At 65.3% G+C, this 26,262-nt stretch carries 25 protein-coding genes and 1 pseudogene; 12 read left to right on the top strand and 14 right to left on the bottom strand.

All coding sequences use genetic code 11. The features are described 5' to 3' along the window. From D4Q52_RS16765 to D4Q52_RS16755, 3 genes are all read right to left on the bottom strand, one after another. Nucleotides 1–750, bottom strand: coding sequence for an electron transfer flavoprotein subunit beta/FixA family protein (locus D4Q52_RS16765; RefSeq protein ID WP_119857716.1), 750 nt, complete (start codon nt 748–750; stop codon nt 1–3). 100 nt (nt 751–850) lie between these two features. Then, complete coding sequence (locus D4Q52_RS16760) at nt 851–1,423, bottom strand: cob(I)yrinic acid a,c-diamide adenosyltransferase (protein WP_119857715.1); 573 nt, start codon at nt 1,421–1,423, stop codon at nt 851–853. A gap of 63 nt (nt 1,424–1,486) precedes the next feature. After that, the gene (locus D4Q52_RS16755) at nt 1,487–1,681 is read right to left on the bottom strand and encodes a twin transmembrane helix small protein (protein WP_119857714.1); all 195 of its coding nucleotides are present in this window, start codon (nt 1,679–1,681) and stop codon (nt 1,487–1,489) included. A gap of 119 nt (nt 1,682–1,800) precedes the next feature. Between D4Q52_RS16755 and D4Q52_RS16750 the strand changes: the two genes are divergently transcribed. Then, nucleotides 1,801–2,694, top strand: coding sequence for a YihY/virulence factor BrkB family protein (locus D4Q52_RS16750; RefSeq protein ID WP_119857713.1), 894 nt, complete (start codon nt 1,801–1,803; stop codon nt 2,692–2,694). On the opposite strand, the gene D4Q52_RS16745 is transcribed toward D4Q52_RS16750, so the two are convergent. Beyond that, nucleotides 2,621–3,841, bottom strand: coding sequence for an ATP-binding protein (locus D4Q52_RS16745; RefSeq protein ID WP_119857712.1), 1,221 nt, complete (start codon nt 3,839–3,841; stop codon nt 2,621–2,623). The genes D4Q52_RS16750 and D4Q52_RS16745 overlap by 74 nt on opposite strands. Nucleotides 3,842–3,932: 91 nt before the next feature. After that, on the bottom strand, nt 3,933–4,814 hold the full coding sequence (gene gluQRS / locus D4Q52_RS16740; RefSeq protein ID WP_119857793.1) for a tRNA glutamyl-Q(34) synthetase GluQRS: 882 nt from the start codon (nt 4,812–4,814) through the stop codon (nt 3,933–3,935). A gap of 126 nt (nt 4,815–4,940) precedes the next feature. On the opposite strand from gluQRS, the gene D4Q52_RS16735 reads away from it, so the two are divergent. After that, a complete protein-coding gene (locus D4Q52_RS16735) occupies nt 4,941–5,597 on the top strand; it encodes a DNA-3-methyladenine glycosylase family protein (RefSeq protein ID WP_182915348.1) in 657 nt (218 codons plus the stop codon). A gap of 410 nt (nt 5,598–6,007) precedes the next feature. Here the strand turns inward: D4Q52_RS16735 and D4Q52_RS16725 are convergent, their stop codons facing one another. After that, nucleotides 6,008–7,060, bottom strand: coding sequence for an N-acetyltransferase (locus D4Q52_RS16725; protein WP_119857709.1), 1,053 nt, complete (start codon nt 7,058–7,060; stop codon nt 6,008–6,010). Nucleotides 7,061–7,182: 122 nt separating this feature from the next. Between D4Q52_RS16725 and D4Q52_RS26810 the strand changes: the two are divergent. From D4Q52_RS26810 to D4Q52_RS16710, 3 genes and pseudogenes are all read left to right on the top strand, one after another. Further along, nucleotides 7,183–7,326, top strand: a pseudogene (locus tag D4Q52_RS26810) (DNA-3-methyladenine glycosylase 2 family protein); the annotation flags it as partial. 378 nt (nt 7,327–7,704) lie between these two features. Beyond that, nucleotides 7,705–8,058 carry a PRC-barrel domain-containing protein gene (locus tag D4Q52_RS16715; RefSeq protein ID WP_119857708.1) on the top strand — a complete coding sequence of 118 codons (354 nt, stop codon included), beginning with the start codon at nt 7,705–7,707 and terminating at the stop codon, nt 8,056–8,058. Between the two features lie 135 nt (nt 8,059–8,193). Next, entirely contained in the window at nt 8,194–9,885 is a 1,692-nt protein-coding gene (locus D4Q52_RS16710; RefSeq protein WP_119857707.1) for an alpha-amylase family protein, read from the top strand. A gap of 309 nt (nt 9,886–10,194) precedes the next feature. Here the strand turns inward: D4Q52_RS16710 and D4Q52_RS16705 are convergent, their stop codons facing one another. Beyond that, on the bottom strand, nt 10,195–11,811 hold the full coding sequence (locus tag D4Q52_RS16705; RefSeq protein ID WP_119857706.1) for an alpha-amylase family glycosyl hydrolase: 1,617 nt from the start codon (nt 11,809–11,811) through the stop codon (nt 10,195–10,197). Between the two features lie 453 nt (nt 11,812–12,264). Between D4Q52_RS16705 and D4Q52_RS16700 the strand changes: the two genes are divergently transcribed. Continuing rightward, a complete protein-coding gene (locus tag D4Q52_RS16700; protein WP_119857705.1) occupies nt 12,265–12,789 on the top strand; it encodes a hypothetical protein in 525 nt (174 codons plus the stop codon). Nucleotides 12,790–13,033: 244 nt separating this feature from the next. Continuing rightward, a complete protein-coding gene (locus D4Q52_RS16695; RefSeq protein WP_119857704.1) occupies nt 13,034–13,657 on the top strand; it encodes a hypothetical protein in 624 nt (207 codons plus the stop codon). 60 nt (nt 13,658–13,717) lie between these two features. Here D4Q52_RS16695 and D4Q52_RS26535 read toward each other — a convergent pair whose 3' ends face one another. The 7 genes from D4Q52_RS26535 to D4Q52_RS16665 form a co-directional block, all read right to left on the bottom strand. Beyond that, nucleotides 13,718–13,855 carry a hypothetical protein gene (locus D4Q52_RS26535; RefSeq protein WP_182915344.1) on the bottom strand — a complete coding sequence of 46 codons (138 nt, stop codon included), beginning with the start codon at nt 13,853–13,855 and terminating at the stop codon, nt 13,718–13,720. Between the two features lie 168 nt (nt 13,856–14,023). Then, complete coding sequence (locus D4Q52_RS16690) at nt 14,024–15,040, bottom strand: ketopantoate reductase family protein (protein WP_182915343.1); 1,017 nt, start codon at nt 15,038–15,040, stop codon at nt 14,024–14,026. 20 nt (nt 15,041–15,060) lie between these two features. Beyond that, nucleotides 15,061–15,813 (bottom strand): class II aldolase/adducin family protein, encoded by a 753-nt coding sequence (locus tag D4Q52_RS16685; protein ID WP_119857702.1) that lies wholly within the window; start codon nt 15,811–15,813, stop codon nt 15,061–15,063. Between the two features lie 65 nt (nt 15,814–15,878). Continuing rightward, nucleotides 15,879–16,640 (bottom strand): ABC transporter ATP-binding protein, encoded by a 762-nt coding sequence (locus tag D4Q52_RS16680; protein ID WP_119857701.1) that lies wholly within the window; start codon nt 16,638–16,640, stop codon nt 15,879–15,881. Further along, the gene (locus tag D4Q52_RS26965; RefSeq protein WP_119857792.1) at nt 16,637–19,501 is read right to left on the bottom strand and encodes a branched-chain amino acid ABC transporter permease/ATP-binding protein; all 2,865 of its coding nucleotides are present in this window, start codon (nt 19,499–19,501) and stop codon (nt 16,637–16,639) included. Before D4Q52_RS26965 ends, D4Q52_RS16680 begins: the two co-directional genes overlap by 4 nt. Nucleotides 19,502–19,608: 107 nt before the next feature. Further along, on the bottom strand, nt 19,609–20,754 hold the full coding sequence (locus D4Q52_RS16670) for an ABC transporter substrate-binding protein (RefSeq protein ID WP_119857700.1): 1,146 nt from the start codon (nt 20,752–20,754) through the stop codon (nt 19,609–19,611). A gap of 297 nt (nt 20,755–21,051) precedes the next feature. Continuing rightward, entirely contained in the window at nt 21,052–21,528 is a 477-nt protein-coding gene (locus D4Q52_RS16665) for a MarR family winged helix-turn-helix transcriptional regulator (protein WP_119857699.1), read from the bottom strand. A gap of 455 nt (nt 21,529–21,983) precedes the next feature. On the opposite strand from D4Q52_RS16665, the gene D4Q52_RS16660 reads away from it, so the two are divergent. The 5 genes from D4Q52_RS16660 to D4Q52_RS16640 are packed head-to-tail and all read left to right on the top strand — an operon-like array spanning nt 21,984 to nt 26,260. Then, nucleotides 21,984–23,144, top strand: a complete 1,161-nt coding sequence (locus D4Q52_RS16660) for an acyl-CoA dehydrogenase family protein (RefSeq protein ID WP_119857698.1) — start codon at nt 21,984–21,986, stop codon at nt 23,142–23,144. 53 nt (nt 23,145–23,197) lie between these two features. Further along, complete coding sequence (locus D4Q52_RS16655) at nt 23,198–24,469, top strand: aromatic ring-hydroxylating oxygenase subunit alpha (RefSeq protein ID WP_119857697.1); 1,272 nt, start codon at nt 23,198–23,200, stop codon at nt 24,467–24,469. Nucleotides 24,470–24,483: 14 nt separating this feature from the next. Then, nucleotides 24,484–24,981 (top strand): aromatic-ring-hydroxylating dioxygenase subunit beta, encoded by a 498-nt coding sequence (locus D4Q52_RS16650; protein ID WP_234831226.1) that lies wholly within the window; start codon nt 24,484–24,486, stop codon nt 24,979–24,981. Nucleotides 24,982–24,989: 8 nt separating this feature from the next. Continuing rightward, nucleotides 24,990–25,739, top strand: a complete 750-nt coding sequence (locus D4Q52_RS16645; protein ID WP_119857695.1) for an SDR family NAD(P)-dependent oxidoreductase — start codon at nt 24,990–24,992, stop codon at nt 25,737–25,739. 8 nt (nt 25,740–25,747) lie between these two features. After that, nucleotides 25,748–26,260 (top strand): flavin reductase, encoded by a 513-nt coding sequence (locus D4Q52_RS16640; RefSeq protein ID WP_234831225.1) that lies wholly within the window; start codon nt 25,748–25,750, stop codon nt 26,258–26,260. The last annotated feature ends 2 nt before the right edge of the window (nt 26,261–26,262 follow it).

Here is a 26,262-nt window from a genome sequence, read left to right as displayed (position 1 = left end):
TCAGATAACACCCGCTTCGTTCTTGAGTTTCGAGACCAGTTCGGCGACGTCCTTGACCTTCACGCCGGCCTTGCGGCCACTCGGCTCGACGGTCTTCAGGACTTCCAGACGCGGCGCGATATCGACGCCGTAATCTGCCGCGGTCTTTTCCGCGATCGGCTTCTTCTTGGCCTTCATGATGTTCGGCAGGCTGGCGTAGCGCGGCTCGTTGAGCCGCAGGTCGGTGGTGACGATCGCCGGGCCCTTCAGCCGCAGGGTCTGCGAGCCGCCGTCGACTTCGCGCGATACCTTGAAGTCCGAGCCTTCGACCTCGAGCTTGGACGCGAAGGTCGCCTGCGACCAGCCGAGCAGCGCGGCCAGCATCTGGCCGGTCTGGTTGCTGTCGTCGTCGATCGCCTGCTTGCCGAGGATGATCAGTCCGGGCTGCTCTTCGCCGGCGATGCCCTTGAGGATCTTGGCGACCGCGAGCGGCTCGACGTTGCCGTCGACCTTGACCAGGATGCCGCGATCGGCGCCCATCGCCAGACCGGTGCGGAGCGTCTCGGACGCCTGCGCAGGGCCGATCGAAACGACGACCACTTCGGTCGCCTTGCCGGCTTCCTTCAGCCGCAGCGCTTCCTCGACTGCGATTTCGTCGAACGGATTCATCGACATCTTGACGTTGGCGAGTTCAACGCCCGATCCGTCGCTTTTGACCCTGATCTTGACGTTGTAGTCGACCACCCGCTTGACCGGCACCAGAACCTTCATCGATCCTCTTTCGTTTTCGCTGGGTTTACTTGTCGTGGCGGCGGAACCTAAAGCCCCGGATATCGGCGGTCAACGCGGCTGAGCCGAAAACGACCCAAACCTAGCGGTTTTGACCCGGAACCCAGAGCACGTCGCCGGCACCGTCATTATTCACCGCGCGGCTGGCGACGAACAGGAAATCCGACAGCCGGTTGACATACTGCACGCCCGCCGGATTGACCCGTTCTTCCGGTCGCGCCGCCAGTTCCACCATCACGCGTTCTGCGCGGCGGCAAATCGTGCGCGCCAGATGCAGATAAGCAGCGCCGGGCTGGCCGCCAGGGAGCAAAAACGAGGTCAGCGGCGCGAGCCGCTCGTTCAACTGATCGATTTCGGCCTCAAGACGTTCCACCTGCGTCGAAACGACCCGCAGCCGCTCGGCCTTGCCGTCCCGGTCCGGGACCGCCAGATCGGCGCCGAGGTCGAACAGATCATTCTGGATCCGCCCCAGCATGGCATCGATCTCCGGGAGGCCGCCGAGATGCACCCGCGCCACTCCGATCGCCGCGTTGGTTTCGTCGACCGTGCCATAGGCGGCGATGCGCAGATCGTATTTCGGCCGCCGCTCGCCGCTGCCGAGCGCGGTGGAGCCGTCGTCGCCGGTCCGGGTATAAATTCGATTGAGAACGACCATGGCGCAAACCCTCGGCGAGCTACCGGCTTGTCGGAAAGAAGAAGAATGGGGACCGACTGTTGGCTAGCGGCCCAGCGCCCAGATCGCAAGCATCGTCACCACAATCGCCGCGAACTGCAGGAGGACGCGCATCCGCATCAGCTTTTGCGACCGGTTCGGCGAGCCGCCCCGCATCATATTGATGAGGCCGAGCAGCAGAACAAGCGCCACCGCGCACAGCGCAATCGGGAGTAGAAGCGTGCTCAGAAACGTCGCCATTCTGGTCTCATAGCACCGCCCTCTTAGCTGCGCCACCCGGCCAGGCGCAACGAAGTCGATTGGAACGGGTTGGTACCCGATGCTACACTCCCGCGCCGCAACCGTCAGTCAGGTGACCTGTGAGGCATATCCGCTACGTCTATGCGGTCGTGATGGACGCGTTCTATACGTTTCTAGCCGATGACGGGTGGGCGATCGCCAGCCATATTGCGCTGTCGTCGCTGATGGCGCTTTTCCCTTTTTTGATCGTGCTGACCTCGCTGGCCGGCTTCGTCGGCTCGCGGGAGCTGGCCGACAAGGCGGCGGAGCTGATGCTGGACATCTGGCCGGCGCAGGTGGCCAGCACGCTGTCGGGTGAAATCCACGACGTGTTGACCACCACCCGCGGTGGCGCGCTGACCATCGGGTTGCTGCTGGCTCTGTACTTCGCCTCCAACGGCGTCGAGAGCCTGCGCGTCGCACTCAACCGCGCCTATGCGGTGATCGAGGTCCGGCCCTGGTACATGTTGCGGCTGGAATCGATCGGCTACACGCTGGTGGCGGCGTTCACGGCGCTGGCAATGGCGTTTCTGATCGTGCTGGGCCCGCTGATCCTGGCGACCGCGCGGCACTACGTTCCGCTGATGGTTGAGGACAATCAGATGCTGCTGACCGTCGCCCGCTACGGCATCGCGGTCGGCGCGCTGACCGTCGCGCTGTTCATCCTGCACGCGCGGCTGCCCGCCGGGCGCCGCTCGATCCGGCAGATCGTGCCGGGCATCGTCTTCACCATCGTGGCCTCGGTGCTGTCCGGCGTCGGCTTCGGCATGTATCTGGCGCGGTTCGCCAACAACTACGTGACGATGTATGCCGGGCTCGCCTCGGTGATCATCGCGCTGGTGTTTCTGTATTTCATCGCCGCGATCTTCGTGTATGGCGGCGAACTCAATGCCGCGATCATCAAGTCGCGGCTGCCGGACGGCGTGACGCTGCAAGCAGCGCAGTTGCGAGCGCGCGCGGAGAAACCGGCTTGAGCAGGAACGCGTCGGCCCCCGCCTGGCGCGCTGCTGCCTCGTCCTGTTCGCGCCCCGAAACGCCGATGATCGGCACCCCGCCGAGCGGCGGTGCGAGCGCCCGGATGTTGCGGATCGCCTCCGGACCACTGATGCCGGGCAGCACCATGTCCATCAGCACCGCGTCGTAGTCGGCGTGGGCCAGGCGCTCCGGCGCCGCTTCGCCGCTGCCGACGAATTCGGTGTGATGGCCGAGCTCGGTCAGGATGGCGTTGAGCACGACCCGGCCGAATGGGTTGTCCTCGACGCTGAGCAGCCGCAGCGGTCGGCTCCAGCTGCCGGCCGAGGCAAACTCGTCGGACGTTGCCAGTTTCGGCGGTTTGGCACGGGCCAGTTTGACCGTGAGGGTGAACACCGCGCCGCCTTTGGGCCGCTGCGTCACCGCGACATCGCCCTGCATGGCGCGGGCGATCTGGCGGACGGACGACAGGCCGAGGCCGGCGCCGCCGAACCGCGATGCGATGCTGACATTGGCCTGCGAGAACGGCCGGAACAGCCGCTTGATCTCGGCCAGGGTCAGGCCGATGCCGCTGTCCGAAATGGCGAAGCTGACCAGCACGGCGTCTTTGCCGGCACCGGCGGAGCTGACCTTGAGGGCGACGTCGCCGTGCTCGGTGAACTTCACCGCGTTGTCGATGAGATTTTCCAGCGCCGCCCGCAGCCGTACGGCGTCGCCGACGACGAAGGCCGGCAGCCGCGACGAGATCGTCACCGCGGCGCGCAGCCCCTTGGCGGCGGCGCGGCCGGACAGCGAATCGCCCGCATGACGCGCCAGTGCGCGCAGATCGAAGAAGTCGTGACGGGCCCCTAGCCCGGTCGCGCCCAGCCGCGCCGCGTCGACGAACAGGGTCGCCAGCCCGGACAGATGCTCGGCGCCGGCCTTGATGGTGTCGACCCAGCGGCGCTCGCGTTCGCCGAGGTCGGAGGTGGCGAGCAGATCGCTGACTGCCAGGATCCCCGTAAGCGGCGTGCGAACCTCGTGAGCAAACGCCGCCAGCGCCGTCTCGACCATACTGGAGGTCTCGGCCTTCTTGTTGCGCGCGCGTTTGAGCGGCGCCCGCTTGAGCGCCGTTCGCCCGCTCCGCAGGGCGCGCGACTTCACTGCCATAGCTCCCCCACCCAAACGGGCGGCACCATGCCATGAGGCCGTTAACAGAGTCACCGTTGAAAACGGCGGCAGGCCCGGCGGCGCGGCACAATTAGGAGGCAGCCGGCAGCCCGACCATGCGTCTGATTTGCTCGGGCGTGACGCCATCGGCGCGCAATTCGCGCAGCCCGGTCGCGGCGGTGGATTTCGACAGCTTGCGCCCGTCGGAATCGCGGATCAGCCCGTGGTGGCGATAGCGCGGTGCCGGCAGCCCGAGCAGCGCCTGCAGCAGCCGGTGCACGCTGGTGGCCCAGAACAGATCGGCGCCGCGCACCACCTCGGTCACGCCCTGCAGCGCGTCGTCGATCACCACCGACAGATGGTAGCTGGTCGGCGTCTCCTTGCGGGCGATGATGACATCCCCCCAATCCAGCGGCCGCGCGGCCACTATCCCGGCCTCGCCGCCGGGGCCTTCGCCGAGCTCGCACCAGTCCAGCTCGCCGGCGATCTGGCGCGCGGCTTCGATGTAGAGCCGGAGCGCGTAAGGGGCGCCCGATGCCTGCGCCCGCGCCTGCTCCGCCGCGCTCAGTCGCTTGCCGGCGCCGGGATACAGCGGTGCACCGTCAGGATCGCGCGGCCACGGCGCGTCCGCGTCCTTGGCGGCGACCAGCCGAGCGATGTCGGCGCGGCTTTCGAAAGCCGGATAGATCAACCCGCGCGCCGCAAGCTGCTCGACGGCGTCGCGATAAAGATCGAGGTGATCCGACTGCCGCCGCACCTGCGGCTCCCAGGAGATGCCGAGCCAGGCCAGATCCTCATAGATCGCCTGCTCGTAGTCAGGCCGGCAGCGGCTGGCGTCGATGTCCTCGATCCGCAACAGCAGCCGGCCGCCGACGGCCCGCGCCAGATCGGCGTTCAGCAGCGCCGAATAGGCGTGGCCGAGATGCAGGTAGCCGTTCGGGCTCGGCGCGAAACGGAAAACGGGTGGCGGCATCGAATCCTTCGCCGTCATTGCCGGGCTTGATCCGGCAATTTATCGGATGACAGTGTCTTCTTACGATAGCGGATGGATGCGCGGGTCAAGCCCGCGCACGACGCCCGCGGAAAGCCCTACCGCCCGATGACCATCCACCTCGACACCCAGGACGACCTCGAAGCCGCGATCATGACGCTGGTGAAGCAGGACCCGCGGCTGCGCCCGGTGCTGAAGACCGCCGGCATGCCGCCGCTGCGCAGACGCGACCCCGGCTTCAAGGGCCTGGCGGCGATCGTCTGCGGCCAGCAATTGTCGGTGGCGAGCGCGGCGGCGATCTGGACGCGGGTCAGCGATGCGTACGATCCGTTCGACCACACGGCGATCAAGCGGGCGCGCACCGACCGGCTCGGTCGGCTCGGCCTCTCGGCCGCGAAGATCAAGACGCTGAAGGCGCTCGCCAAGGAATTGCACGACGAGCGACTCAATCTGGATGTCCTCGCCAATGAGGACGCCGATGTCGCGCATGCGACGTTGACGGCGCTGCACGGCATCGGACCGTGGACGGCCGACATCTATTTGCTGTTCTGCCTCGGCCATGGCGACGCCTGGCCGGCGGGCGATCTGGCGGTGCAGGAAGCGATGCGGATCGGGCTCGGGCTGAAGGCACGGCCGACGCCGAAGCAGATGGCGCCGCTCGCCGAACCCTGGCGGCCGCTCCGCGGCGCGGCGGCGCATTTGTGGTGGGCGTATTATCACGCGGTGAAGAAGCGCGAGGGCGTGATCATTAGGACTACGTTGTAACGTCAAGCTATATCGCCAACGAATATTGCTCAGACACCCGACGTGCAGGCTGTAGTTGGTCATCGAGATACATGTAAGATTGTGGAGCCGTGAAATTTGCTATCAGCTTAGACGGATTAATTGGGCGAGAGTACTCTCGAACATCCCCTATGGCTAATGCGACCGCCCTAGTTCGTCCGGAAAAATAATCCCAGAAAAAAGCTTCACTTATGCCAGCGTATTCTTTTGTGCGGCTCCACAAGCGAGACGGCTCGTCCGACAATATCTCAACAACGTCAAACTCGCCCACAATTTTACATACCGGACTCGTTACATAAACGACAACGATCTTTACCCGATCATCCTTGAATGCCGACTTTCTGAACTCAAAGCGCTTCTCTCCTTGGAAAATTCGCGCTGCGAATTCCGGCTTAATCGACAATAAGACGCGCATTGACCTCACCCAACTCCATAATTCTATCGAACTGTTCCCGCGTCAGGGGCTTCAAATCCCAACGAGGCTGCTCTGGAATTCCGACTTCATCCAAGAGTCTGCCCCGAATCGTCCTACGTTCGAAGGCGGCGTTATAGGTCATCTTTACAGCATAAACCCGCTGCTCTTTAAAGAAATCGCGCAATTCATCCCTAGTGAAGACACTGTGAGGCAGTGCAAATCGCACGAACGACTTCTCATCTGGAAATTCCTTCTTTGATCTGACTTCCTCCACTACACACACTGAGGTCACGACGGAACGGAAACGGGCCTGCCCTTCACGATCCGTGGTTCGATAAATTACAACGACATCCCCCGGCTTCATCCTAGTAAGAGCGAGCTTAGCAATGTAAATCTTATGAATTGTATTTGTGTACGACACGTCTTCGAGAATGTCGGACTTCTCATTCCGAAGAATTGAATCTGGAAAAAGCTGCGTGTGATAATCTGGATAGACAGCTAACAAGAAAAATTTGCGATCCTTGACGTGTACGAACGGATAGTCCTTTACGATATCGCCGACAAATACCCCCATATCTCGTACGAGAACCAACTCCTCTCCATTTTTCGAAGTCTTGACGCCCGACACAGCAAATCCGTAACGTTCCAAGAGCTTGATAAGCGCCTTATGCTGAGGAAAGACCGTCACGTATATTTCGGTGACGTTTGCATCGATCGCGTGATCGAAGATCTTTTTTATCACTCGCTCGCCCAACTTTGTCCCATGGGCGTCGATTTTCAGCGTACCAACCTTAAGCCGAGCCGCAGCCTTCCGCGGCGGGTCGACGTCATCGAGCTGACCAACCTCTTTCTTGAGGTACACAAATCCAGAGAGCTTTCCCGACGACGTCTTCACGGTGTACGCTGGCTCGGCAACTTTCGCCTTCTTTGCAAACCAGCTGTCAAACTCTTCATAATCTGCTCTCAGAGAATCAAAAAACGGATCTTTTGGATCGATCTTATCGAAACTTATCCGCTCCAAACCAGCCACTTGAGCCCCCCCGAATCACTAAAAAGAAATTTGAAATCTAATCACAATTCCAGGTTGATAAAGACAGCAATTACTCCTAGTCGGGTTACATAGTCGTTGCCCGGGAAGGGACGTCGATTACCAGGAGACGCGGCACGGTCAAGCAGACAACGCCGCTCGCCGAACCCTGGCGCCCGCTGCGCGGCGCCGCGGCGCATCTGTGGTGGGCGTATTATCACGCGGTGAAGAAGCGCGAGGGGGTGATTGCGGGCAAAGCGGCCTCGTAGCCCGCATGCAGCGAAGCGGAATGCGGGGTTAAGGTCCGCGACTGCGCTGCGCTTCATCGCGGCTGCAGGAAATTTGAGTACTTCACAAACGACAAGGCGCGCCGACGGTGTCCGCCGACGCGCCCCTCGTTCTCGCTGGTTCCCAGGCGCCGGGGCGCCCTGGCTGAGCGGCTCAATCAGGAGCCAACCTCAGCGGGCGTCCCCAGCGAGGTGACAGCGTTTCGAGTGAGACACTGGATCACCTCCTTTCGTTGTTTCATGAAGCCTCAAGATAGGAGTGATTCTTCGGTTTGCAAAGCCCCCGCGCGCTGCCGATCGCCGAGTCGCGGAACAGGCACGGGATCTGTTGGTTGTTCCCGCTCACAGGGAGAAGCCAGCATGACAGCGGAAGCAGACGAAACCGTCAGCCTGATCGGCAGCGACAAGGTGCAGGGTACCGTGGTGTACGGCGCCGACGGCGAAAAGATCGGCAGCATCGAGCGGGTCATGATCGAAAAGGTCAGCGGCAAGGTGTCCTACGCAGTGCTCAGCTTCGGCGGCTTTCTCGGCATCGGCGACGACCACTATCCTCTTCCGTGGCACTCGCTGAAGTACAATGTCGAGCTCGGCGGCTATCAGACCATGATCACCAACGATCAGCTGGAGAACGCGCCGCACTACGCCCGCGACGACGAGTACGACTGGAAGGGCGCCCGCAAGGTCGACGATTATTACGGCGTGGCGCTGACCTAACAGGCCTCCGTAGGGTGGGCAAAAGGCGCGCAAGCGCCGTGCCCACGCCTGCGGGCCCTGCTTGTGTCCGTATGGGCACGCTTCGCGTTGCCCACCCTACGATATCGCCCTTCCCCCAGCCTCTGCGCGCATTCGATGATCGACGATCTCTGGTACAAGAACGGCGTGATCTATTGCCTGTCCGTCGCGACCTATATGGACGCGAACGGCGACGGCGTCGGTGATTTCCGGGGGCTGCTGCGGCGGCTCGACTATCTGTCCGGCCTCGGCGTCACCGCGATCTGGCTGATGCCGTTCCAGCCGTCGCCCGGCAAGGACGACGGCTACGACATTTCCGATTACTACAGCGTCGATCCGCGCTACGGCACGCTGGGCGACTTCGTCGAATTCACCCATGGCTGCAAACAACGCGGCATTCGGGTCATCATTGACCTGGTGGTCAACCACACCTCCGATCAGCATCCGTGGTTCAAGGCGGCGCGCGCCGACAAGAATTCGCCGTATCGCGACTGGTACGTCTGGTCGGACAAGAAGCCCGCCCATGCGGATCAGGGCATGGTGTTTCCCGGCGTGCAGAAGACCACCTGGACCCACGACAAGCAGGCGAAGGCTTGGTACTTCCACCGCTTCTTCGAATTCCAGCCCGATCTCAACACGGCCAACCCGCATGTTCAGGCGGAAATCCTGAAGATCATGGGGTTCTGGATCCAGCTCGGCGTCTCCGGCTTCCGGATGGACGCCGTGCCGTTCGTGATCGCCACCAAGGGACCGAAAGTACGCAGGCCGGTCGAACAGTTCGACATGCTGCGGACGTTTCGGGAATTCCTGCAATGGCGCAAGGGCGACTCGATCATCCTGGCCGAAGCCAACGTGCTGCCCGAAGACGATTTCGAGTATTTCGGCGACGACGGCGACCGGATGCAGATGATGTTCAACTTTCACGTCAATCAGCATCTGTTCTACGCGCTCGCCTCGGCCGACACCCGGCCGCTCGCCAAGGCGATGGCCGAGACCAAGCCCAGGCCGGCGACTGCGCAGTGGGGCTTGTTTCTGCGCAACCACGATGAACTCGATCTCGGCCGGCTCACCAAGGCGCAGCGCAACACGGTGTTCGCCAAATTCGGCCCCGACAAGTCGATGCAGCTCTACGACCGCGGCATTCGCAGGCGGCTGGCGCCGATGCTCGGGGGCGACGCGCGGCGACTGCGGCTGGCTTACAGCCTGATGTTCACACTGCCCGGGACGCCCGTGCTCCGCTATGGCGACGAGATCGCGATGGGCGACGATCTGGCATTGCCGGAGCGCGGCTGCGCCCGCACGCCGATGCAGTGGTCGACCGAGCCGCACGGCGGCTTCACCAAGAGCGACCAGCCGGATGTGCCGGTGATCGACCAAGGTCCTTACGGTTATCAGCACGTCAACGTCGCGCAGCAACGCCGCGATCCGGAATCGATGCTGAACTGGACCGAGCGCATCATCCGCATGCGCAAGGAGGTTCCCGAGATCGGCTGGGGCGACTTCAAGGTGATCTCGTCACGCAATCCCGCGGTGCTGATCGTCCGCTATGACTGGCGCGGCAACTCGGTGTTGTTCGTGCACAACCTCGACGAACGGCCGCACGAAATCTCGTTTGCGACCGGCCTGCCGGGCGAAGCCGGCGCGCGGCTGATCGACTTGCTCGGCGACGACCACAGTACGGCGGCTTCAAACGGGCGGCACACGGTCATGCTCGACGCCTACGGCTACCGCTGGTACCGCGCTGGTGGACTCGATTATCTGCTGAAGCGGAGCGACATCGACAACGCGCAGTCCGGCCATCCGGGCTGACCGGCAGACGCAACGGCCGCGCTGTTCACCAGGGCCAATGCGCCTGAGCAGTTAGCCTCCATCCATTCAGCACGAGGCTGCCTCTCGTCGCTTTTCCTTCCGCCCCACTTTCCGTCATTCCGGGGCGCGCGCACTTGCGCGCGAACCCGGAATCCCGACGTTGTGGAAACGACGGAAGGTGCAGAACATTTCGGGATTCCGGGTACGCGCGGAGCCCGTCATCGGGCCAGCCAAAGGCCGGACCCGGTGGCGCGCCCCGGATTGACGGGCGCGGCGCGAGGCGAAGAATTTGCCGCCTACAAGCCGACGTTATACCACGGGCTCGGGCGCCGGGCCGATGATCACGCCTTCGTTGCCGCGCAGATCGAGCGTGCCGCCGACGCGCTCCCCGGTGCGGTCCATCAGGGTCGACAGCAGCACCTCGCCGTCAAGCCCGAAGGCGTTAGACGCCGCCGAAATCGGCTCGTCGCCCAGATTGAGGCCGATCAGCAGCGAGTGACCTTCGTGCTGACGTCGATACAGTAGCAGGTCGCCTTCCGCGGCGAGCGGCTGATAGTCGCCCTGCGCCAATTGAGGCGAGCTCCGGCGCAGCCGCAGCAGCGCGCGATAGAGATTGAGGATCGACTGATTGTCGGCCCGCAGATTGGCGACGTTGTCGTGCACTGCGTCTTTCGCCAGCGGCAGCCACGGCTTGCCGTCCGTGAAGCCGGCGTTTGGTGAGGCGTCCCATTGCATCGGCGTGCGGCAGCCGTCGCGGCCCACCCCGATGCCAGGCACGTTCTTCTCGAACGGATCCTGCACGTCCTCCGGGGCAATCGGCACCTGGGGCATCCCGATCTCGTCGCCGTAATACATCGTCGGCGTGCCGCGCAGCGTCAGCAGCAGCATCGCGGCGACGCGGGCCTGCGCCTCACCGACCCGGCTCGCGACCCGTGGCCGGTCGTGATTGCCCAGCACCCAATTCGGCCAGGCGCCCGGCGGCAGCGCCCGCTCGTAACGGTCGATCAGAGCGGCGATCTCGCGCGCATTCCACGGCGTCCCCAGCAGCGCGAAATTGAACGGCAGCTGCGCGCCGTTGAGCTCCTTGCCGTAATAGGCGACCAGCCGCTCGATCGGCAGATAGATCTCGCCGATCAGCAGGCGGTGGTCGAACTCCTCGAGCACGGCGCGCATTTCAGCGACGACGTCCAGCGTCTCGATCTGATCGGTGGAGTGCACCGGCATCAGCGCGGCGTGCGGCGGCAGTCCCGGGCCGAAATCGGGATTGGGCGGATTATCGCGAAACTGATCGTCCTTGATCAGGTGCCAGATCACGTCGACGCGAAAGCCATCGACGCCCTTGCGCAGCCAGAACCGCATCGCCTCGTAAATCGCAACGCGAACGTCGGGGTTGCGCCAATTGAGGTCAGGCTGCTGTTTCAGGAAGGCGTGGTAATAATATTGGCCGGTCGCCGCGTCGAACTCCCAGGCGCTGCCGCCGAATTCCGACAGCCAATTGTTCGGCGGACCGCCATCCGGCGCCGGGTCGCGCCACAGATACCAGTCCCGCTTCGGGTTGTCGCGGGACGAGCGGCTCTCGACGAACCACGGATGCCGGTCGGACGAATGGTTCGGCACCAGATCGAGAATGACCTTGAGGCCGCGGGCGTGCGCGGTCAGAATCAGCGCGTCGAAATCCGCCATGCTGCCGAAGATCGGGTCGATCCCGACATAGTCGGCGACGTCGTAGCCGAAATCGGCCATCGGCGACGGAAAGATCGGCGACAGCCACAGCGCATCGACGCCGAGGTCGGAGAGATGGTCGAGCCGGTCGATGACCCCACGAAGGTCGCCGATGCCGTCGGCATTGGAATCCTGGAACGAGCGCGGATAGATCTGGTACAGCACCCCACTCGCCCACCAGGACGGGCTCGACACGCTCTCCATCGGCTTTCCTTTTCTTGTTGTGCGTCACACAAAGCCCGGCTGGCCGGCCTTGTTCCGGCGGCGGCCGATTTCGTCTGATGGCACAGGGATGCGTCGGCGGCGTGAACACCTGTCCGGAAGACCCCGGACAGAACTGTGCCCGGCGATCGGCTAGAGATTCCGCGACCACTTTGCATCCGCAAGCTGCGGAGGCGCGACCCGGATCGACCTACCCCCTAGCCATACCAATGGATGATGCTGCGGTAATCAAATCCGGCGAACAGATTGATCCTGAGCAAGCGAGTTGACGCCACGCTTACTTAGTTTGCTGCGACGCGTTGTCACCGGTAATCCAATGCGCAAATTGGCTTGCTGCAACGTGATTATATGCGAGATTGGGAACTGGGTTCCGGCGTTGGAATTGTCGGTGAATACTGAGATTCCTTTGCCCCACCACGATCGAGGAAGGTAAGCATGACGCAAATTGTGAAAGCATACGACGACGCGAAGAAGGCTCAGGCGGCGGTCGCCGAGCTGAAGGCAGCTTCGTTCGACAATGCCGAACTGATCAGCCGCAACGGTAGCGGTACTTTGGTAAGCGTGGACCCGCCGTTCGGCAAGGGCGGGCAGGCCGAAGCCATTCTCAATCGCCATGGCCCGTCGAGCGCGACACCGAGCTACGCCAGCGCTCCGCTGAGTTCGTCCGCCAACCTGACCGGCGCGCCGCGCCTGACCGAGTCGCGCACCACGCTCGGTGGCATCTTTCCGGAGCTGACCAGTTCGAACTTCTTCCTGTCGTCGATCTTCGGGCCGTTGCTATCGGCGTCGCAGAAGCCGTTCTCGTCGCTGGCTGCGAGTCAGAAGCCGTGGTCGTCGCTGACTTCGAGCCAGAAGCCGTTCTCGCAGCTCTCAGCCAATCAGAACGGTTCGGCGAAGCTGATCAACGATCCGGCGCCGTTCTCGTCGATGCTCGGTCTGCCGGTACTGCTCAGCCGCTGAACGAACTCACAGATTACGGCCTGATCGGCAGCGCCGGGCTCACGCCCGGCGCTTTTGTCTGCAAGTGCGAGTACCTGCACCCCAGAATCCGCTTGCGTGGCGGTCCACCTTCCGGAATCAATCAGTTCCCGAGGGCTGAAGATGCGAATTAGTTCAATTCGACATGCTGATCGGGAGCGCCGGCGACCAGATCCTGGGCGCTGCGTGATGTCCTGCATGACCGACCTCACATTGGCGGTGGGCCATGCTTGAGCTCAGCATCCTGGGCGTGATGTCCATCGCTGCCGCATACTGGCTGGCGTTGTGGCTGGTCGGGCGGCATGAGGACGTGCTGTACGGCTCGTTCGTGATCCCGATGCCGGTGGCTGGCGAGCCACGTCCCCAATCGAACCGCGCGGAGTGGCCGCCCGAATTACCGCGCCGTCCGCGCATCGCGGCAAACACCGCCGCTCCGGCGGGGACGATCGCCACCGAGTTGCGGTCCGCATCGGCGGAGCAGGCGGCGGCCTCACCCGAGGTACTAGCGCCGGCCGCCGCCGGCCGACAACAGCTGCCGCTGCGTGCAGCCATGGCCAAGCCGGACTCTATCAAGCCGGCCGTGACCAACCCGGCCGCTCCGAACGCAAGGCCGCAAGCCAACGTCAGCGCTGCCGCGACGATCCCACCGGCAGCCGCGCCTGTGGCGCAAAAGGCGGCCGCGCCCGTGGCGCAAACGATTGCGTCGACGGCCGCGCCTCCGCCGTTCGCGGTCAATGCCGGCGCGCTGCGGCGGTCCTTGCCCGCGGCTCACACTCCGCCAGCCACCGATGTACTGGCGTCCTTGCTCGAGACCATCAAGCGGGACCTCAGCGAAGCTACCCGTCGCTGACGTCATCCCGCCGAGCGGAAGGCCATTGCCGCTGGCGACCGCCATCGGCTCGTTGCGCTGTTACTTCTGCCGGGGCGGCAGCACCGCGCGGGCGTGCTGATGATCGGCCTCGTGACAACTCATGATTACAACACCGAACAGGATGACAGCGGTGGACAGGGCCGCGGCCGCGATCAGCAGCATGTCGAAGTTCATCATGATCGTGATCCCCCTGCATGAGATGCAGTGGCCGCAGCATCGCGCTGCTGCAGCCAAACGACGTTGATGCCGATCAACTCTGGGCTTGGTCTTTGGCGTGAGGCACGTCCAGCCATTGGCATGTACGCTGAGAGGCAATGCACCCACGCGGGCACTCACTCGTCCGCCTCAGCGGGAGCGGACGTGCAGCCTGAGCAGCGCCGCGACGGCGCGCAGATTCGGCATCGGGTGGTCGAGCAGTTCGGCCAGCTGCAGCGGCGCCTGCGCGATCGCGCCGAGCTCCGGCTCGCGGCCGTGGCGGACGTCCTGCAGCATCGAGGTGGCGAACGGCCCGGCGCTGCGCAGCACCGCGATCAGTTCGTCGATCTCCGGATCGACGCCGCGGCCACAGCGCGCGGCAAGGCCCGCGACCTCGCCGGCGATATCGGTGGCGATCCGCAGCGCCTCAGCATCATGGCCGAGCTGCTCCAGCGTCGCGCCGGTCAGCGCGGTGACGACGTTCGTGGCCGCATTGCGGATCAGCTTGCGCCACACCGCGCGGCGGATATCCGGCTCGACCCGAACCGCGATGCCGGCTGCGGAGAATTGCGCCGCGATGGCTGCAATCGGCGGCACGCCGCCGACCGCGCCGAGCTGCAAGTCCTGCCGGCCGCTGACGATGACGTGGCCGCTGCCCAGCATTGTGACGCGGCTGTACACGACGCAGCCGATCAGCCGCTCCGGCGCGAACAGCGGCAGCAGCGCGCCGTCCGGATCGACAGCTGCCAGCGACCGGCCGCCAAGCGGCGCGCGTTCGCCGAGGCCATACCACCACGGCAGGCCGTTGATGGCCGGCATCAGCAGCGCATCCGACCGCATCGCCTGCGCCAGCCGCGGCAGCAGCGCCGGCAGCGCGCCGGCTTTGACCGCGACGATCACCAGGTCGTAGGCCGACAGATCTGCGAGATTGGCCAAAGCCGGCCGGAACGCCAGATCGAGGTCGCCATCGCGCAGCGTCAGGCCGTGTGCGGCAATGAAGGTCTGCCGGGCGCCGCGCGCCAGTACGCCGACCTCGTGGCCGCCGGCGGCAAGCCGCACCGCCAGCGCGGTGCCGATCGCGCCGGCGCCGACCACGCACAGTTTCAGGCGAGTAGCGGACGCCACCGATGCCCCGGTGGCGCCCGCGCCTGGCACGCTGTCGCTCATGGCGTGTGCAACGCCCGCGTTCAGAACGCCGGCCCCTGCGCCTTGGTCATGCGGCGCACCGCGGCGTCGAAGAACAGCCGCGCGAAACTGCTTTCGGCGATCAGATCCTTCGAGCTGTCGACGCATTGCTGTTTGACCTGATCCGGAAGCGGCGTATCCGGGCCGGGAATGCCGCCGGCCGCGCACTGGATTTCGCAGGCACGCTGCACCGTCCACAGCAGCATGAAGGCGCGCGGAATATCCGGCGCACCGACCGCGACGCCGTGGCTGCGCAGGATCAGCACGTCGCCCTGGCCGAGGCTCGCCAGCATGCGCTCGCGCTCGTCGTCGTACAGCGTGATGCCCTCGAAGGTGTGATAGCCGACGCGCCCGGTCAGCTGCGCGCCGTAGAAGCTGTCATGGCTCAGCCCGCCCGCCTTCTGCGCCACCGCCGACATCGGCGTGGTGTGGGCGTGCAGCACGCAGTGCAGATCCTCGCGCGCCGAGTGGATGGCGCCGTGCAGCGCAAAGCCGGCCGGGTTCGGCCTGTAGTTGGAGGTGCCGACCAGCTCGCCGGAGACGTCGACGGTCAGCAGATTGTCCGGCGTCACCTCGTTGTAGTTGAGGCCGAACGGATTGACGAGATAGCGCTTCTCGGCGCCGGGCAGCCGCACCGAGACGTGGTTGAAGATCATCTCGGTCCAGCCGAAGAAATCGATCAGCCGGTAGCACAGCGCCAGCTCGGTGCGGAGCTGGGCTTCGGTCATATGGTCCAACTTGGCATGCGCGTTCATGAGCGATCGCTCCTGGTTGCTACGAAGTCCGTCCCCGCCGGAGCGACGCTTCGGCGGGCCGCGTGTCAGTGAGCGTCGGCCGCAGCGGCGGTGCGCACGCCCAGATAGGAGGCGATGACGTCCGGATTGGCCGCGATCTCGGCGGCCGGGCCTTCCAGCACGAAGGCGCCGGATTCCATCACATAGGCGTAGTCGGCGATGCGCAGCGCCGCTTTGGCGTTCTGCTCGACCAGCAGACACGACATGCCGCGATCGCGCAGTGTCGCAACGGTCCGCAGAATGTCGCGGGTGATCAGCGGCGCCAGCCCGAGGCTCGGCTCGTCGAGCAGCAACAGCTGCGGCTTCGACATCAGCGCCCGGCCCATCGCCAGCATCTGTCGCTCGCCGCCGGACAACGTCTTGGCCGCCTGCGCCTTGCGCTCGCGCAGCCGCGGCATCAGCGCGTAGACTTCTTCAAGCCCGGCCTCGAGATCGCGGTGGCCCTGCTGATAGCGGGCGAAGCCGCCGAGCCGCAGATTGTCCTCGACGCTCATCGGCCCGAACAATTCGCGGGTCTCTGGGATCAGCGTGACGCCGCGCCCGACCAGGGCTTCGACGGTCGGCTGCTCGGCGGCGGGTTCGCCGAAGAAGCTCAGCGCGCCCTTCACCGGCAGCAGCCCCATCAGGCCGCTGAGCAGCGTGGTCTTGCCGGCGCCGTTGGGGCCGATGATAGCGATGATCTGGCCGCGGCGGACGTTGAGACTGACGCCATGCACGACGTCGACGCGGCCGTAACCGATGTTGATGCGGTCGGCCTGCAACAGGAGATCGCTCGTCGTCGCGGTCATTCGGCGCCTCCGAGATAGGCCTCGATCACGGCCGGATTGCGCTGGATCTCGCATGGCGTGCCTTCGGCAAGCTTCTGGCCGAACTGCATGACGACGATGCGGTCGGCGAGGTTCATGACGAAATCCATGTCGTGCTCGACCACGATCACCGCGATGCCCTCGGCCTTGAGCTGCTTCAGGAGGCGCGCCAGCGCCTGCTTTTCGAGATGGCGCAGGCCGGCGGCGGGTTCATCCAGCAGCAGCAGGCAGGGATCGGAGGCGAGCGCGCGGGCGATCTCCAGGACGCGCTGCTGGCCGAGCGACAGGCTGCCGGCAGTTTGCGTGGCGCTACTCTCCAGCCCGACGCGGCCGAGCTGGCGGAGCGCCTCGCCGATCAGCCGCGCTTCGGCCTTTCGGTCGAGCCGCAGCGCCGCCGCGGCGAACGAGGTATCGACGCGGGCGTGGGTGCCGAGCGCGGTGTTCTCCAGCACGGTCATTTCGGGAATGATGCGGACGTGCTGGAAGGTGCGGCCCATGCCGTCGCGCGACAGCGTCCGCGGGAAGTAGCTGCTCTCGCGGCCGAGGAAGTGCACAGTGCCGCTCGACGGCCGCTGCACGCCGGAGATCAGGTCGAACAGCGTGCTCTTGCCGGCGCCGTTCGGGCCGATCAGCGCCAGGATCTCGCCGGCCCGGGCATCGAGGCTGATGTCGCGGTTGGCGGCGATGGCGCCGAAATTCTTGGAGACGCCGCGCACCGCCAGCACGGTCTCGCCCGGCTGCGGTTTGTCGCGCGCCGGCAGCGGCGCGGTGTCGGTCGACATCGACCACGCCTTCGGCAGCCGCATCCCGGTGAGATCGAGCAGCGCCGGCCAGATGCCGCGCGGCAATAGCTGCAGCATCGCCATCGCGACGATGCCGAAGATGATCACCTGGAAATCGCCCTGCATGCCGAGCAGCAGCGGCAGGTTGGTCTGCAGCCACTGATTGGCCAGCACCACGATGCCCGAGCCGACCAGCGCGCCGCCGATCGAGCCGGCCCCGCCGATCACCGCCATGAACAAATATTCGATGCCCTGGTTGAACGAGAACGGCGACGGGTTGAGGAAGCGCTGATAGTGCGCGTAGATCCAGCCGGCCAGCGCCGCCAACAGACAGGCGATGACGAAGGCGGCGATCTTGGCCTTCCAGGTGTCGACGCCGAGGCTCTCGGCCATGATGGTACCGGACTTCAGCGCGCGGATGGCGCGGCCAGGGCGGGAGTCGAGCAGATTGGTCATCGCCAGCTGCAACAGCAGCAGCGCGCCCCAGATGCCGACATACCAGGCCTTCGGACTGTGCATGGCGTAGCCGGCGATGGTCAGCGGCGGGATGTTGGTCATGCCGGCCTGGCCGCCGGTCTGCGGCAACGCGGCGAACAGATAGTAGGCGACGACCGCGAGCGACAGCGTCGCCAGCGGCAGATAGTGGCCCGACAGCCGCGCGGTGATCAGCGAGCCGAACAGCGCCAGCACGAAGGCGACCGCGAGCGCCAGCGGCAGCGTCAGCCAGGGCGACAGGCCGTAGGTAGAGGAGACGTAGCCGGTGATGTAGGCGCCGATGCCCACATAGGCGGCCTGGGCGAACGAGGTCAGCCCGGCGACGCCGGTGAGCAGCACCAGGCCGAGCACCACGATGGCGGCGAGGCCGACATAGTTCAGCAGCGCGATCTCGTAGTCCGAGATCAGAACCGGCGCGGCCGCGACGGCGAGCACGAAGGCGACGCCGAGCCCGGTTTTGATGCGGCGGCGGAGCTGCAGCGCCTGCGGCGACAAATTGGCCTGCGCCGGCAGCGGCTCGGCGCCGTGATCGTCGTCCTCCTTGATGCGGTGCTGGCGCAGCGTCTGCACCAAGAGGATCGGGATGATCAGGCTGAAGACGATGACTTCCTTATAGGTCGAGGCGAAAAACGACGAATAGCTCTCCAGCAGGCCGATCAGCAGCGCGCCGAGTGCCGAGATCGGATAGCTGGCCAAGCCGCCGAGGATGGCGCCGACGAATCCCTTGAGGCCGAGCAGGAAGCCGGTGTCGTACAGGATCGTGGTGGTCGGCGAGATCAGCACGCCGGCCAGCGCCCCGATGAAGGCGGCGACCAGGAACGAGGCGCGGCCGGCCAGCGAGGTGGAGATGCCCATCAGCCGCGCGCCGGTGCGGTTCAGCGCCACCGCCTGCATGGCCTTGCCATAGAGCGTGTGCTGCGAGGCGAAGTACAAAGCGGCAATCACCACCACGGTGACGCCGAGGATCAGCAGCGTCTGGCCGGCGATCGGCACGCCCATCACCGGAAAGGTGATGTCGAGCAGCGGCGCCGAGCGCTGGCCGCTCGGGCCGAAGATGTACAGCGCCAGCCCGGTCATGACGAAATGCAGCGCCACCGACACGATCAGCAGCACCAGCACCGAGGCGTCGGCGAGCGGCTGATAGACGATGCGGTACAGCAGCGGGCCGGCGGCAGTGATCACCGCGATCGCGATGACCGCTTTCAGCAGCAGCGGCAGATCGAAGCTGGTGGCCGCATAGGCCAGCGCCAGCACGATCAGCGCGCTGGCGACGCTGCGCAGGCTCGCGAGCAGCAGCGCCGTCGGCCGCTGCTTGCGCCAGCCGCCGACGAGATCGAGCACGATATGCAGCGCGATCAACAGGCCGAGCAGTGGGATCGTGCCCGGCCGCTGGCCGTCCTGCAGCGTCACGAAGGTCAGCGCTCCGTAGGAGACGAATTCGCCCTGCGGCACGAAGGTGATGCGGGTGACCGAGAACAGCACCACGATCGCCACCGCCAGCAGCGCATAGACCACGCCGTTGGCGATGCCATCCTGAGCCAAGAACAGAGCGACGACGAGATTCACGAAGATCCTTTCGGGCGGCGCGAGCGGGGCGTCGTCTGCCGGGCGATGGTCGAGCGACACTGAGCTCGCCGCGGACCGCGTGATGCGATCCGCGGCGCGCGCGGCTGTTACTTCAGCAGCTGCCAGGCACCGTCCTTCACCGTGATGGTGACGATGCTGCGCTTGTCGAAGCCGGAGTGATCGGCCGGCGTCATGTTGTAGACACCCTGCGCGCCGGTCAGCTCCTTGACGTTCTCCAGCGCGTCGCGCAGCGCGGCGCGGAATTCAGGCGTGCCCGGCTTGGCCTTGGCGGCGGCGATCGGCACGGTGCGCTCGAGCAGCAGGCCGGCGTCCCAGACGTTGGCGCCGAAGGTGCCGGGCGCGACGTTGTAGACCTTGGTGTAGGCGTCGATATAGGCCTGGCCCGAGGCCTTCGACGGCACGTCGTCGCCGATCTGCGACTGCACCAGCATCGGGCTCGCGGCCAGCACGGTGCCCTCGACCTTCTTGCCGCCGAGCTTGAGGAATTCCGGCGTCGCGGCGCCGTGGGTCTGGTAGATCTTGCCCTTGTAGCCCTGATCGACCAGCGTCACTTCCGGCAGCACGGTCGTCGCGCCGGCGGCGCCGACCAGCACCGCGTCGGGCGAGGCCGACAGGATCTTCAGCGCCTGCCCGGCCACCGACGTATCGGAACGGCCGAAGGTCTCTTCGGCGACCAGCTTGATGCCTTCCTTCTCGATCACCGCCTTGAACGCCTTGGCGAAGTTGGCGCCGAGCGGATCGTTGGTGCCGATGAAGGCCACCGTCTTGACGCCGTTCGTCTTCATGTGCGCGACCAGCGCGTCCATGACCAGATTGTCGTTCTGGGTGGTCTTGAACACCCACTTCTTCTTGTCGTCCATCGGCAGCACCACCGCGGTGGAGCCGACCGGGGCGAGCATCACGGTCTGGGCGTCGGCGATGAACGGCAGCACCGCGACCGCGTTGGGCGAGCCCGACGGACCGATGATGGCGTCGACCTTGTCCTCGATCAGGAACTTCTGGACGTTCTTGGTGGCCTGCGTGGGATCGCTGTTGTCGTCCATGTAGATGTAGTCGACCGTGACGTCGCCGATGGTCTTCGGCAGCAGCGCCACCGTGTTCTTCTGCTGCAGGCCGACAACCGAGATCGGCCCGGTCGACGACGCGATGACGCCGATCTTGACCTGGGCCATCGCCGGGCCGGCCAGCGCCGTCAGGATCGCCGCGGCCGCGAACGCCTTGAATGTCTGCATGAGTCCCTCTTCCGATCCGTCGTTGCGGGGCCGCCACCGGCTTCGCGGCTACGGCCGCTCGGGTCAGGCGCGGAGGTCTGCAGAGGGTTTTAACGCGACTAATTCCCGTCTGCATGACGGGTCCAATTAGTGAAATATTCCAGCGAACAATCAAGCAACTTATAGCGGCGGCCTGCACATAATCTCGCGAGCATTTGCTGCTTTCGCAGTCAAATCGCCTGCGATCGGCGCAGCCGCGGAGCACCGCCCGGCGCCGGCTGATCGGCGAAAACGATCGCGATTCCCGAGGCTTGCGCGCTACGGCGAGAGGTTGTCGTAGATCTTGACCGACAGCGTGTTGAGAAGCTGCACCTCGGCCTTGGTCAGCCCGCGCAGCGCTTCCTTGAACAGGTAAGCGACCTTGTCGCGCACCAGTTCGAGCACCTGCTCGCCCGCTTCGGTGATGAACACTTCGGTCGAGCGGGCGTCGGTGCTGGAGGTGCGGACCGTCACCAGACCGTCGTCGGTCATCCGGTTGATGATCTTGGCCATGGTGGAAATATTGACCACCGCCTCGTCGGCGATCTGCGACACGGTGACCGGCCGCCCTTCGATCAGCAGCATCAGCACCCGCCATTTCGGCACGTCGAGGCCGGCGGGTTTCAGGATCGCGTTCATCCGCGCCGAATAGCGCGCCAGCATCCGCACATTGTGGAAGAACGGCGAGCGGTTGCTGAGAAAGCGGCTGTCGTCGGCCCGGATTCTCCGCTTCATGCCGTCGTTCTTGCTCTGCATCTGTCCGTCCTGGCTGGTCTGATCGGTTCGTGGCGGCGGCGCAGCGCCGCTCGCTGCATCGCCGTGACACTTCCCGAGATCGTGGAAAATGACAATATCTCGGCAGGCTCATCGACAATTATTCCAGACACCGCGGCATGCCATCGCGCGAAAAAACACGATCAGTTCCCGCTGAGTCCGAGCTACGCGCCCGCCCGCCGACGACCCGTGCAGCCCCGCTTGCGCACCGAGGGACGTGCGCCGCAGCATCACGCGATTGCCTGTCCGGTTCGCACGATGAGCAGATCACGTGCAGGCAAACGCCCGAAATTGATGCGCGGACGCTCGATAATTCACTGGAATGTTCGAGTAGTTCATGATTGTCTTTTGCAGGTAGCGAGACGGTCGACGCCGACGATCGCAGGCATCGAACCTCCTCACAGCGCGGACGCAGCGCCAACCGCAAAGAGGACACCATGACCGACGTCGCCAGCGTGATCCACTTGAAGCCGGCCGCGCCGGTCGAGGATTTCGGCGCGCTGATCGCCGACATCCGCGCCCGCCGCGCCGAATTCAGCGCGCAGCAGCACGTTTCGCAGGACATCATCGAACGGCTGCGCAAGGCCGGCATCTACCGGGCGATGGTCGCCCGGATGTTCGGCGGCGACGAGAAGAGCCCGGCCGAGTTCTGCCGGATGATCGAGAAGATTGCACAGGCCGACGGCTCGACCGGCTGGGTCGCGAGCTTCGGCGCCGCCGCCACGTATCTGGCCGCGCTGCCCGAGCCGACGCTGCGCAAGCTCTACGCGAACGGCCCCGACGTGGTGTTCGCCGGCGGCCTGTTCCCGCTGCAGCCGGCCAAGCGCACGCCCGATGGCTTCCTCGTCAACGGAACCTGGAAGTTCGGCAGCGGCTCGACCGGCGCCTCGCTGATCGGCGTCGGCATCCAGGTCGAGGGCGATCATTCCGGCGGCCTGCCGCGGGTCGCGGTGATGCCGGCCGACAAGGTCGAGATCCGCCCGAACTGGAACGTCATCGGCCTCGAAGGCACCGGCAGCCACGACCTCGTCGTCAAGGACGTGGTCGTGCCCGAAGAGTGGACGCTGATCCGCGGCGGCGCTGCCTCGGTCGACGCCGACATCTATCGCTACCCGTCGCTCGGCCTCGCCGCGCAGGTGCTGGCCGTGGTCGGCCTCGGCGTCGCCCGCGGCGCGCTCGACGATGTGATCGAGATGGCGGGCGGCCGGGTGTCGATCACCGGCGCGCCGAAGCTCGCCGATCGCGGCTATGTGCAGGTCGCGGTCGCCAAGGCCGAAGCCGAACTGCGCTCGGCCCGCGCCTTCTTCTACGAAGCGACCGAGGAAGTCTGGGACATCGTGCGCGCCGGCGACAAGCCGTCGGTCGAAACCACCACGGTGCTGCGGCTCGCCGCCAGCCACGCGGCCAAGACCGGCGCCACCGTCGCCCGGATGGCGACCGAGCTCACCGGCACCACCTCGATCTATCAGGGCCACCCGCTGGCCCGCGCGCTGACCGACAGCTTCGTGGTGGCGCAGCACGCCTTCCTCAACGAAGGCACGCTGCAGAGCGCCGGCCGCGTGCTGCTCGGCCTGCCCTCAGTGCCCGGCTTCCCATGATCCCGCGTCTTCATCCCGCTTCCGCCGATTTCCCAGCGACAAGGACCTGACCGATGACCAGCCTCGCGGAGCTCACCAGCAATCCGGACGAATTGATCCGCAAGGATCGCGTCCGCACCCCGCTCTACACCGACCCGGCGATCTTCGAAGCCGAGATGACCAAGATCTTCCACAACACCTGGGTCTGGGTCGCGCATGTCAGCGAGATCCCGAACAACGGCGACTTCAAGATGGCGCAGGTCGGGCTCGAGCCGGTGATCGTGGTGCGCGATCGCAAGGGCCAGGTGCACGTCCACCTCAACCGCTGCCGGCACCGCGGCGCGACGCTGTGCGAAGTACGCAAGGGCAAGACCTCCAGCCTGGTCTGCCCGTATCACGGCTGGGGCTACTCGCTCGACGGCAAACTGCGCGGCGTGCCTTACGAAAACGGCTACGACGAAACCTCACTCGACCGCAGTCAACTGTCTTTGAAGTCGCTCCGCGTCGAGGACTACAACGGCCTGATCTTCGCGACCTTCCGCGACGACATCGAACCGCTCGCCGACTTCCTCGGCCCCGCCAAGAAATGGATCGACCTGTTCATGAAGCAGGGCGGCGGCTATCCGGTGAAGACGCTCGGCGAACACAAATTCCGCTTCCCCGGCAACTGGAAGATCCAGCTCGAGAACACCACCGACGCCTATCACTTCCCGCTGGTGCACAAATCGTTCCTCACCGCGGTCGACAAGGAAACCGAGCAGCAGCTCGACATGCTGAACAATGGCGGCTTCGTCGAGGATCTCGGCAACGGCCACAGCGTGATGGTGATGATCCCCGAACTGATCGACCTCGACGACAATCTCGAAGCGCCGATCCCGGAGAAATTCGCCGACCTCGCCAAGGAGCTGGCCGCGGAAGGCTACTCCGACACGGAAGTCCGCCGCATCGTCCGCGCCGTCGGTGGCTCCGGCTTCAACATCAATCTGTTCCCCAACCTCGCCTGCTCGATGGCGTTCTTCCGCGTGCTGCAGCCGGTGTCGGTGAACGAGACCGAGATCCGCCACATCGCGATCGGCATGGACGGCGGCCCGGCGGCGGCGAACCGCGCCCGTATCCGGCTGCACGAATTCTTCCAGGGCCCGATGGGCTTCGGCAGCCCCGACGACGCCGAAGTGTGGGACCGCGTCCAGCACGGCGCCCAGGGCGGCGAGGACATGTGGATCATGCTGAACCGCGGCTTTCCGAAGGAAGAGAGCCTGCCGGACGGACGGCATCGCAGCGACGTCAGCGCCGAGACCGGCATGCGCGCCGCTTATGATCAATGGAAGCGGATGATGACGGTCTGACCATGAACATCGCCATGACAATCCCCACCACCACCGCTGCGACCATCACGCTCGCCGAGGCGATGGAATTCGCCTGGTATGAAGCCGATCTGCTCGATCACGCCGTCTATGACGAGTGGCTGTCGCTGTGGACCGACGACGCCCGTTACATCGTGCCGATCGAGCCCGGCGTCACCGATTTCGAGAACGCCGTCAACTACGCCTATGACGACCACGAGATGCGCAAGAAGCGCGTCGACCGGCTGCTCAGCGGCCAGTCGGTCTCGGCCTCGCCCGTCGCCCGCACGGTGCGCTCGCTGTCGCGCTTCCGGATGCTCAAGACCAGCGAGACGGTGTGCGAGCTACGCTGTGCGCAGATCATCACCGAATTCCGCCGCGGCCGCGAGCGGACCTACACCGGCGACGTGGTGTTCGAACTGGTACGCGGCGAGTCCGGGCTGAAGATCCGCCGCAAGGTGATCTGGCTGATCAACTCGACCGAGGCGCTCGGCGGCATCGGCTACATCCTGTGAGTGCTGTTGTGACAAAAGGCGCTCGCGTCGCGCTGGTCACCGGCGGTGGCGGCGGCCTCGGCGAACTGATCGCCGCGGCGTTGCACGGCGCTGGTTATCGGGTGGCGATCGGCGACATCGACGAAGCGGCGGCTCACGCCGTCGCGGCACGGCTCGATGCCGGCGGTGCGACGGCGCTCGGGCTCAAGCTCGACGTCCGCCGTAAGAGCGATTTCGACGCCGCGCTTGCGGCGACCCTGGCGCGCTGGAACGCCGCGCATGTGCTGGTCAACAACGCCGCCGTGACGGTGGCGCGGCCGGTGATGGAGATTTCGCCGGAGGAATTCGACGAGGTGATCGCCGTCAATCTGCGCGGCACTTTCCTCGGCTGCCAGGTGTTCGGCGCTTACTTCCGCGACGCCGGCCACGGCCGCATTGTCAATATGGCGTCGCTCGCCGGCCAGAACGGCGGCACCGCCACCGGCGCGCACTATGCCGCCTCGAAGGGCGGCATCGTCACGCTGACCAAAGTGTTCGCGCGCGATCTCGGCAAGTCCGGCGTCACCGTCAACGCGATCGCGCCCGGCCCGCTCGATCTGCCGATCGTGCACAAGACCGTGCCGGCCGAGCGCTTCGCCGAGTTCAAGGCGAACATTCCGGTCGGCGACATCGGCGATCCCGCCTTCGTGGCGCAGATCGTGCTGCAGCTCGCCTCGCCCGAATCCGGTTTCGTCTCCGGCGCGACCTGGGACGTCAACGGCGGCCTGTTCATGCGATGAGGGCGGCGATGATGACCACGGTCGAACGCAGCGAGTTTCGCGAGGCGATGAGCCGGCTGGGCGCAGCCGTGAACATCATCACCACTAATGGCCCGGCCGGACTGCATGGCCTCACCGCATCGGCCGTGTGCAGCGTCACCGATGATCCGCCGACGCTGCTGGTCTGCGTCAACCGCGCCTCCAACGTCCACGCCGCGCTGTCCGCCAATGGCGTGCTGTGCGTCAACGTGCTGGCGAGCCGGCATCAGTCGCTGTCCAATCTGTTCGGCAAAGGCGGAATCTCGGTCGAGGACCGCTTCGCCGGCGCCGAATGGCGTGTCCTGAGCACCGGCGCGCCGGCGCTCGCCGATGCTGTCGTCAGCCTCGATTGCAGCATCGCGCAAGTCACCGACGTCGGCACCCACAGCGTGTTCTTCTGCCGCGTGCAGGCGATCGCGCTCGGCGCCCATCCCGAAGGCCTGATCTACTTCAACCGCGCCTATCACGACCTCGCGCCGGCGCGCGACGTCTGCCACTCGTAACG

Origin of the sequence: Rhodopseudomonas palustris (assembly GCF_003591005.1) — a bacterium.
GTDB lineage: Bacteria > Pseudomonadota > Alphaproteobacteria > Rhizobiales > Xanthobacteraceae > Rhodopseudomonas > Rhodopseudomonas palustris_K.
This window is presented reverse-complemented; position numbering and strand designations above follow the sequence as displayed.

Excerpts from the sequence above, each read along its gene's own strand:
- D4Q52_RS16695 (WP_119857704.1), top strand. The coding sequence starts at position 13,034 with ATGCTTGAGCTCAGCATCCTGGGCGTGATGTCCATCGCTGCCGCATAC.
- D4Q52_RS16660 (WP_119857698.1), top strand. The coding sequence starts at position 21,984 with ATGACCGACGTCGCCAGCGTGATCCACTTGAAGCCGGCCGCGCCGGTC.
- D4Q52_RS16685 (WP_119857702.1), bottom strand. The coding sequence starts at position 15,813 with ATGAACGCGCATGCCAAGTTGGACCATATGACCGAAGCCCAGCTCCGC.
- gluQRS (WP_119857793.1), bottom strand. The coding sequence starts at position 4,814 with ATGCCGCCACCCGTTTTCCGTTTCGCGCCGAGCCCGAACGGCTACCTG.
- D4Q52_RS16760 (WP_119857715.1), bottom strand. The coding sequence starts at position 1,423 with ATGGTCGTTCTCAATCGAATTTATACCCGGACCGGCGACGACGGCTCC.
- D4Q52_RS16715 (WP_119857708.1), top strand. The coding sequence starts at position 7,705 with ATGACAGCGGAAGCAGACGAAACCGTCAGCCTGATCGGCAGCGACAAG.
- D4Q52_RS16650 (WP_234831226.1), top strand. The coding sequence starts at position 24,484 with ATGACAATCCCCACCACCACCGCTGCGACCATCACGCTCGCCGAGGCG.
- D4Q52_RS16690 (WP_182915343.1), bottom strand. The coding sequence starts at position 15,040 with ATGAGCGACAGCGTGCCAGGCGCGGGCGCCACCGGGGCATCGGTGGCG.
- D4Q52_RS26535 (WP_182915344.1), bottom strand. The coding sequence starts at position 13,855 with ATGATGAACTTCGACATGCTGCTGATCGCGGCCGCGGCCCTGTCCACC.
- D4Q52_RS16710 (WP_119857707.1), top strand. The coding sequence starts at position 8,194 with ATGATCGACGATCTCTGGTACAAGAACGGCGTGATCTATTGCCTGTCC.
- D4Q52_RS16640 (WP_234831225.1), top strand. The coding sequence starts at position 25,748 with ATGATGACCACGGTCGAACGCAGCGAGTTTCGCGAGGCGATGAGCCGG.
- D4Q52_RS16765 (WP_119857716.1), bottom strand. The coding sequence starts at position 750 with ATGAAGGTTCTGGTGCCGGTCAAGCGGGTGGTCGACTACAACGTCAAG.
- D4Q52_RS16655 (WP_119857697.1), top strand. The coding sequence starts at position 23,198 with ATGACCAGCCTCGCGGAGCTCACCAGCAATCCGGACGAATTGATCCGC.
- D4Q52_RS16705 (WP_119857706.1), bottom strand. The coding sequence starts at position 11,811 with ATGGAGAGCGTGTCGAGCCCGTCCTGGTGGGCGAGTGGGGTGCTGTAC.
- D4Q52_RS16670 (WP_119857700.1), bottom strand. The coding sequence starts at position 20,754 with ATGCAGACATTCAAGGCGTTCGCGGCCGCGGCGATCCTGACGGCGCTG.
- D4Q52_RS16665 (WP_119857699.1), bottom strand. The coding sequence starts at position 21,528 with ATGCAGAGCAAGAACGACGGCATGAAGCGGAGAATCCGGGCCGACGAC.
- D4Q52_RS16735 (WP_182915348.1), top strand. The coding sequence starts at position 4,941 with ATGACCATCCACCTCGACACCCAGGACGACCTCGAAGCCGCGATCATG.
- D4Q52_RS16745 (WP_119857712.1), bottom strand. The coding sequence starts at position 3,841 with ATGGCAGTGAAGTCGCGCGCCCTGCGGAGCGGGCGAACGGCGCTCAAG.
- D4Q52_RS16700 (WP_119857705.1), top strand. The coding sequence starts at position 12,265 with ATGACGCAAATTGTGAAAGCATACGACGACGCGAAGAAGGCTCAGGCG.
- D4Q52_RS16755 (WP_119857714.1), bottom strand. The coding sequence starts at position 1,681 with ATGGCGACGTTTCTGAGCACGCTTCTACTCCCGATTGCGCTGTGCGCG.
- D4Q52_RS16680 (WP_119857701.1), bottom strand. The coding sequence starts at position 16,640 with ATGACCGCGACGACGAGCGATCTCCTGTTGCAGGCCGACCGCATCAAC.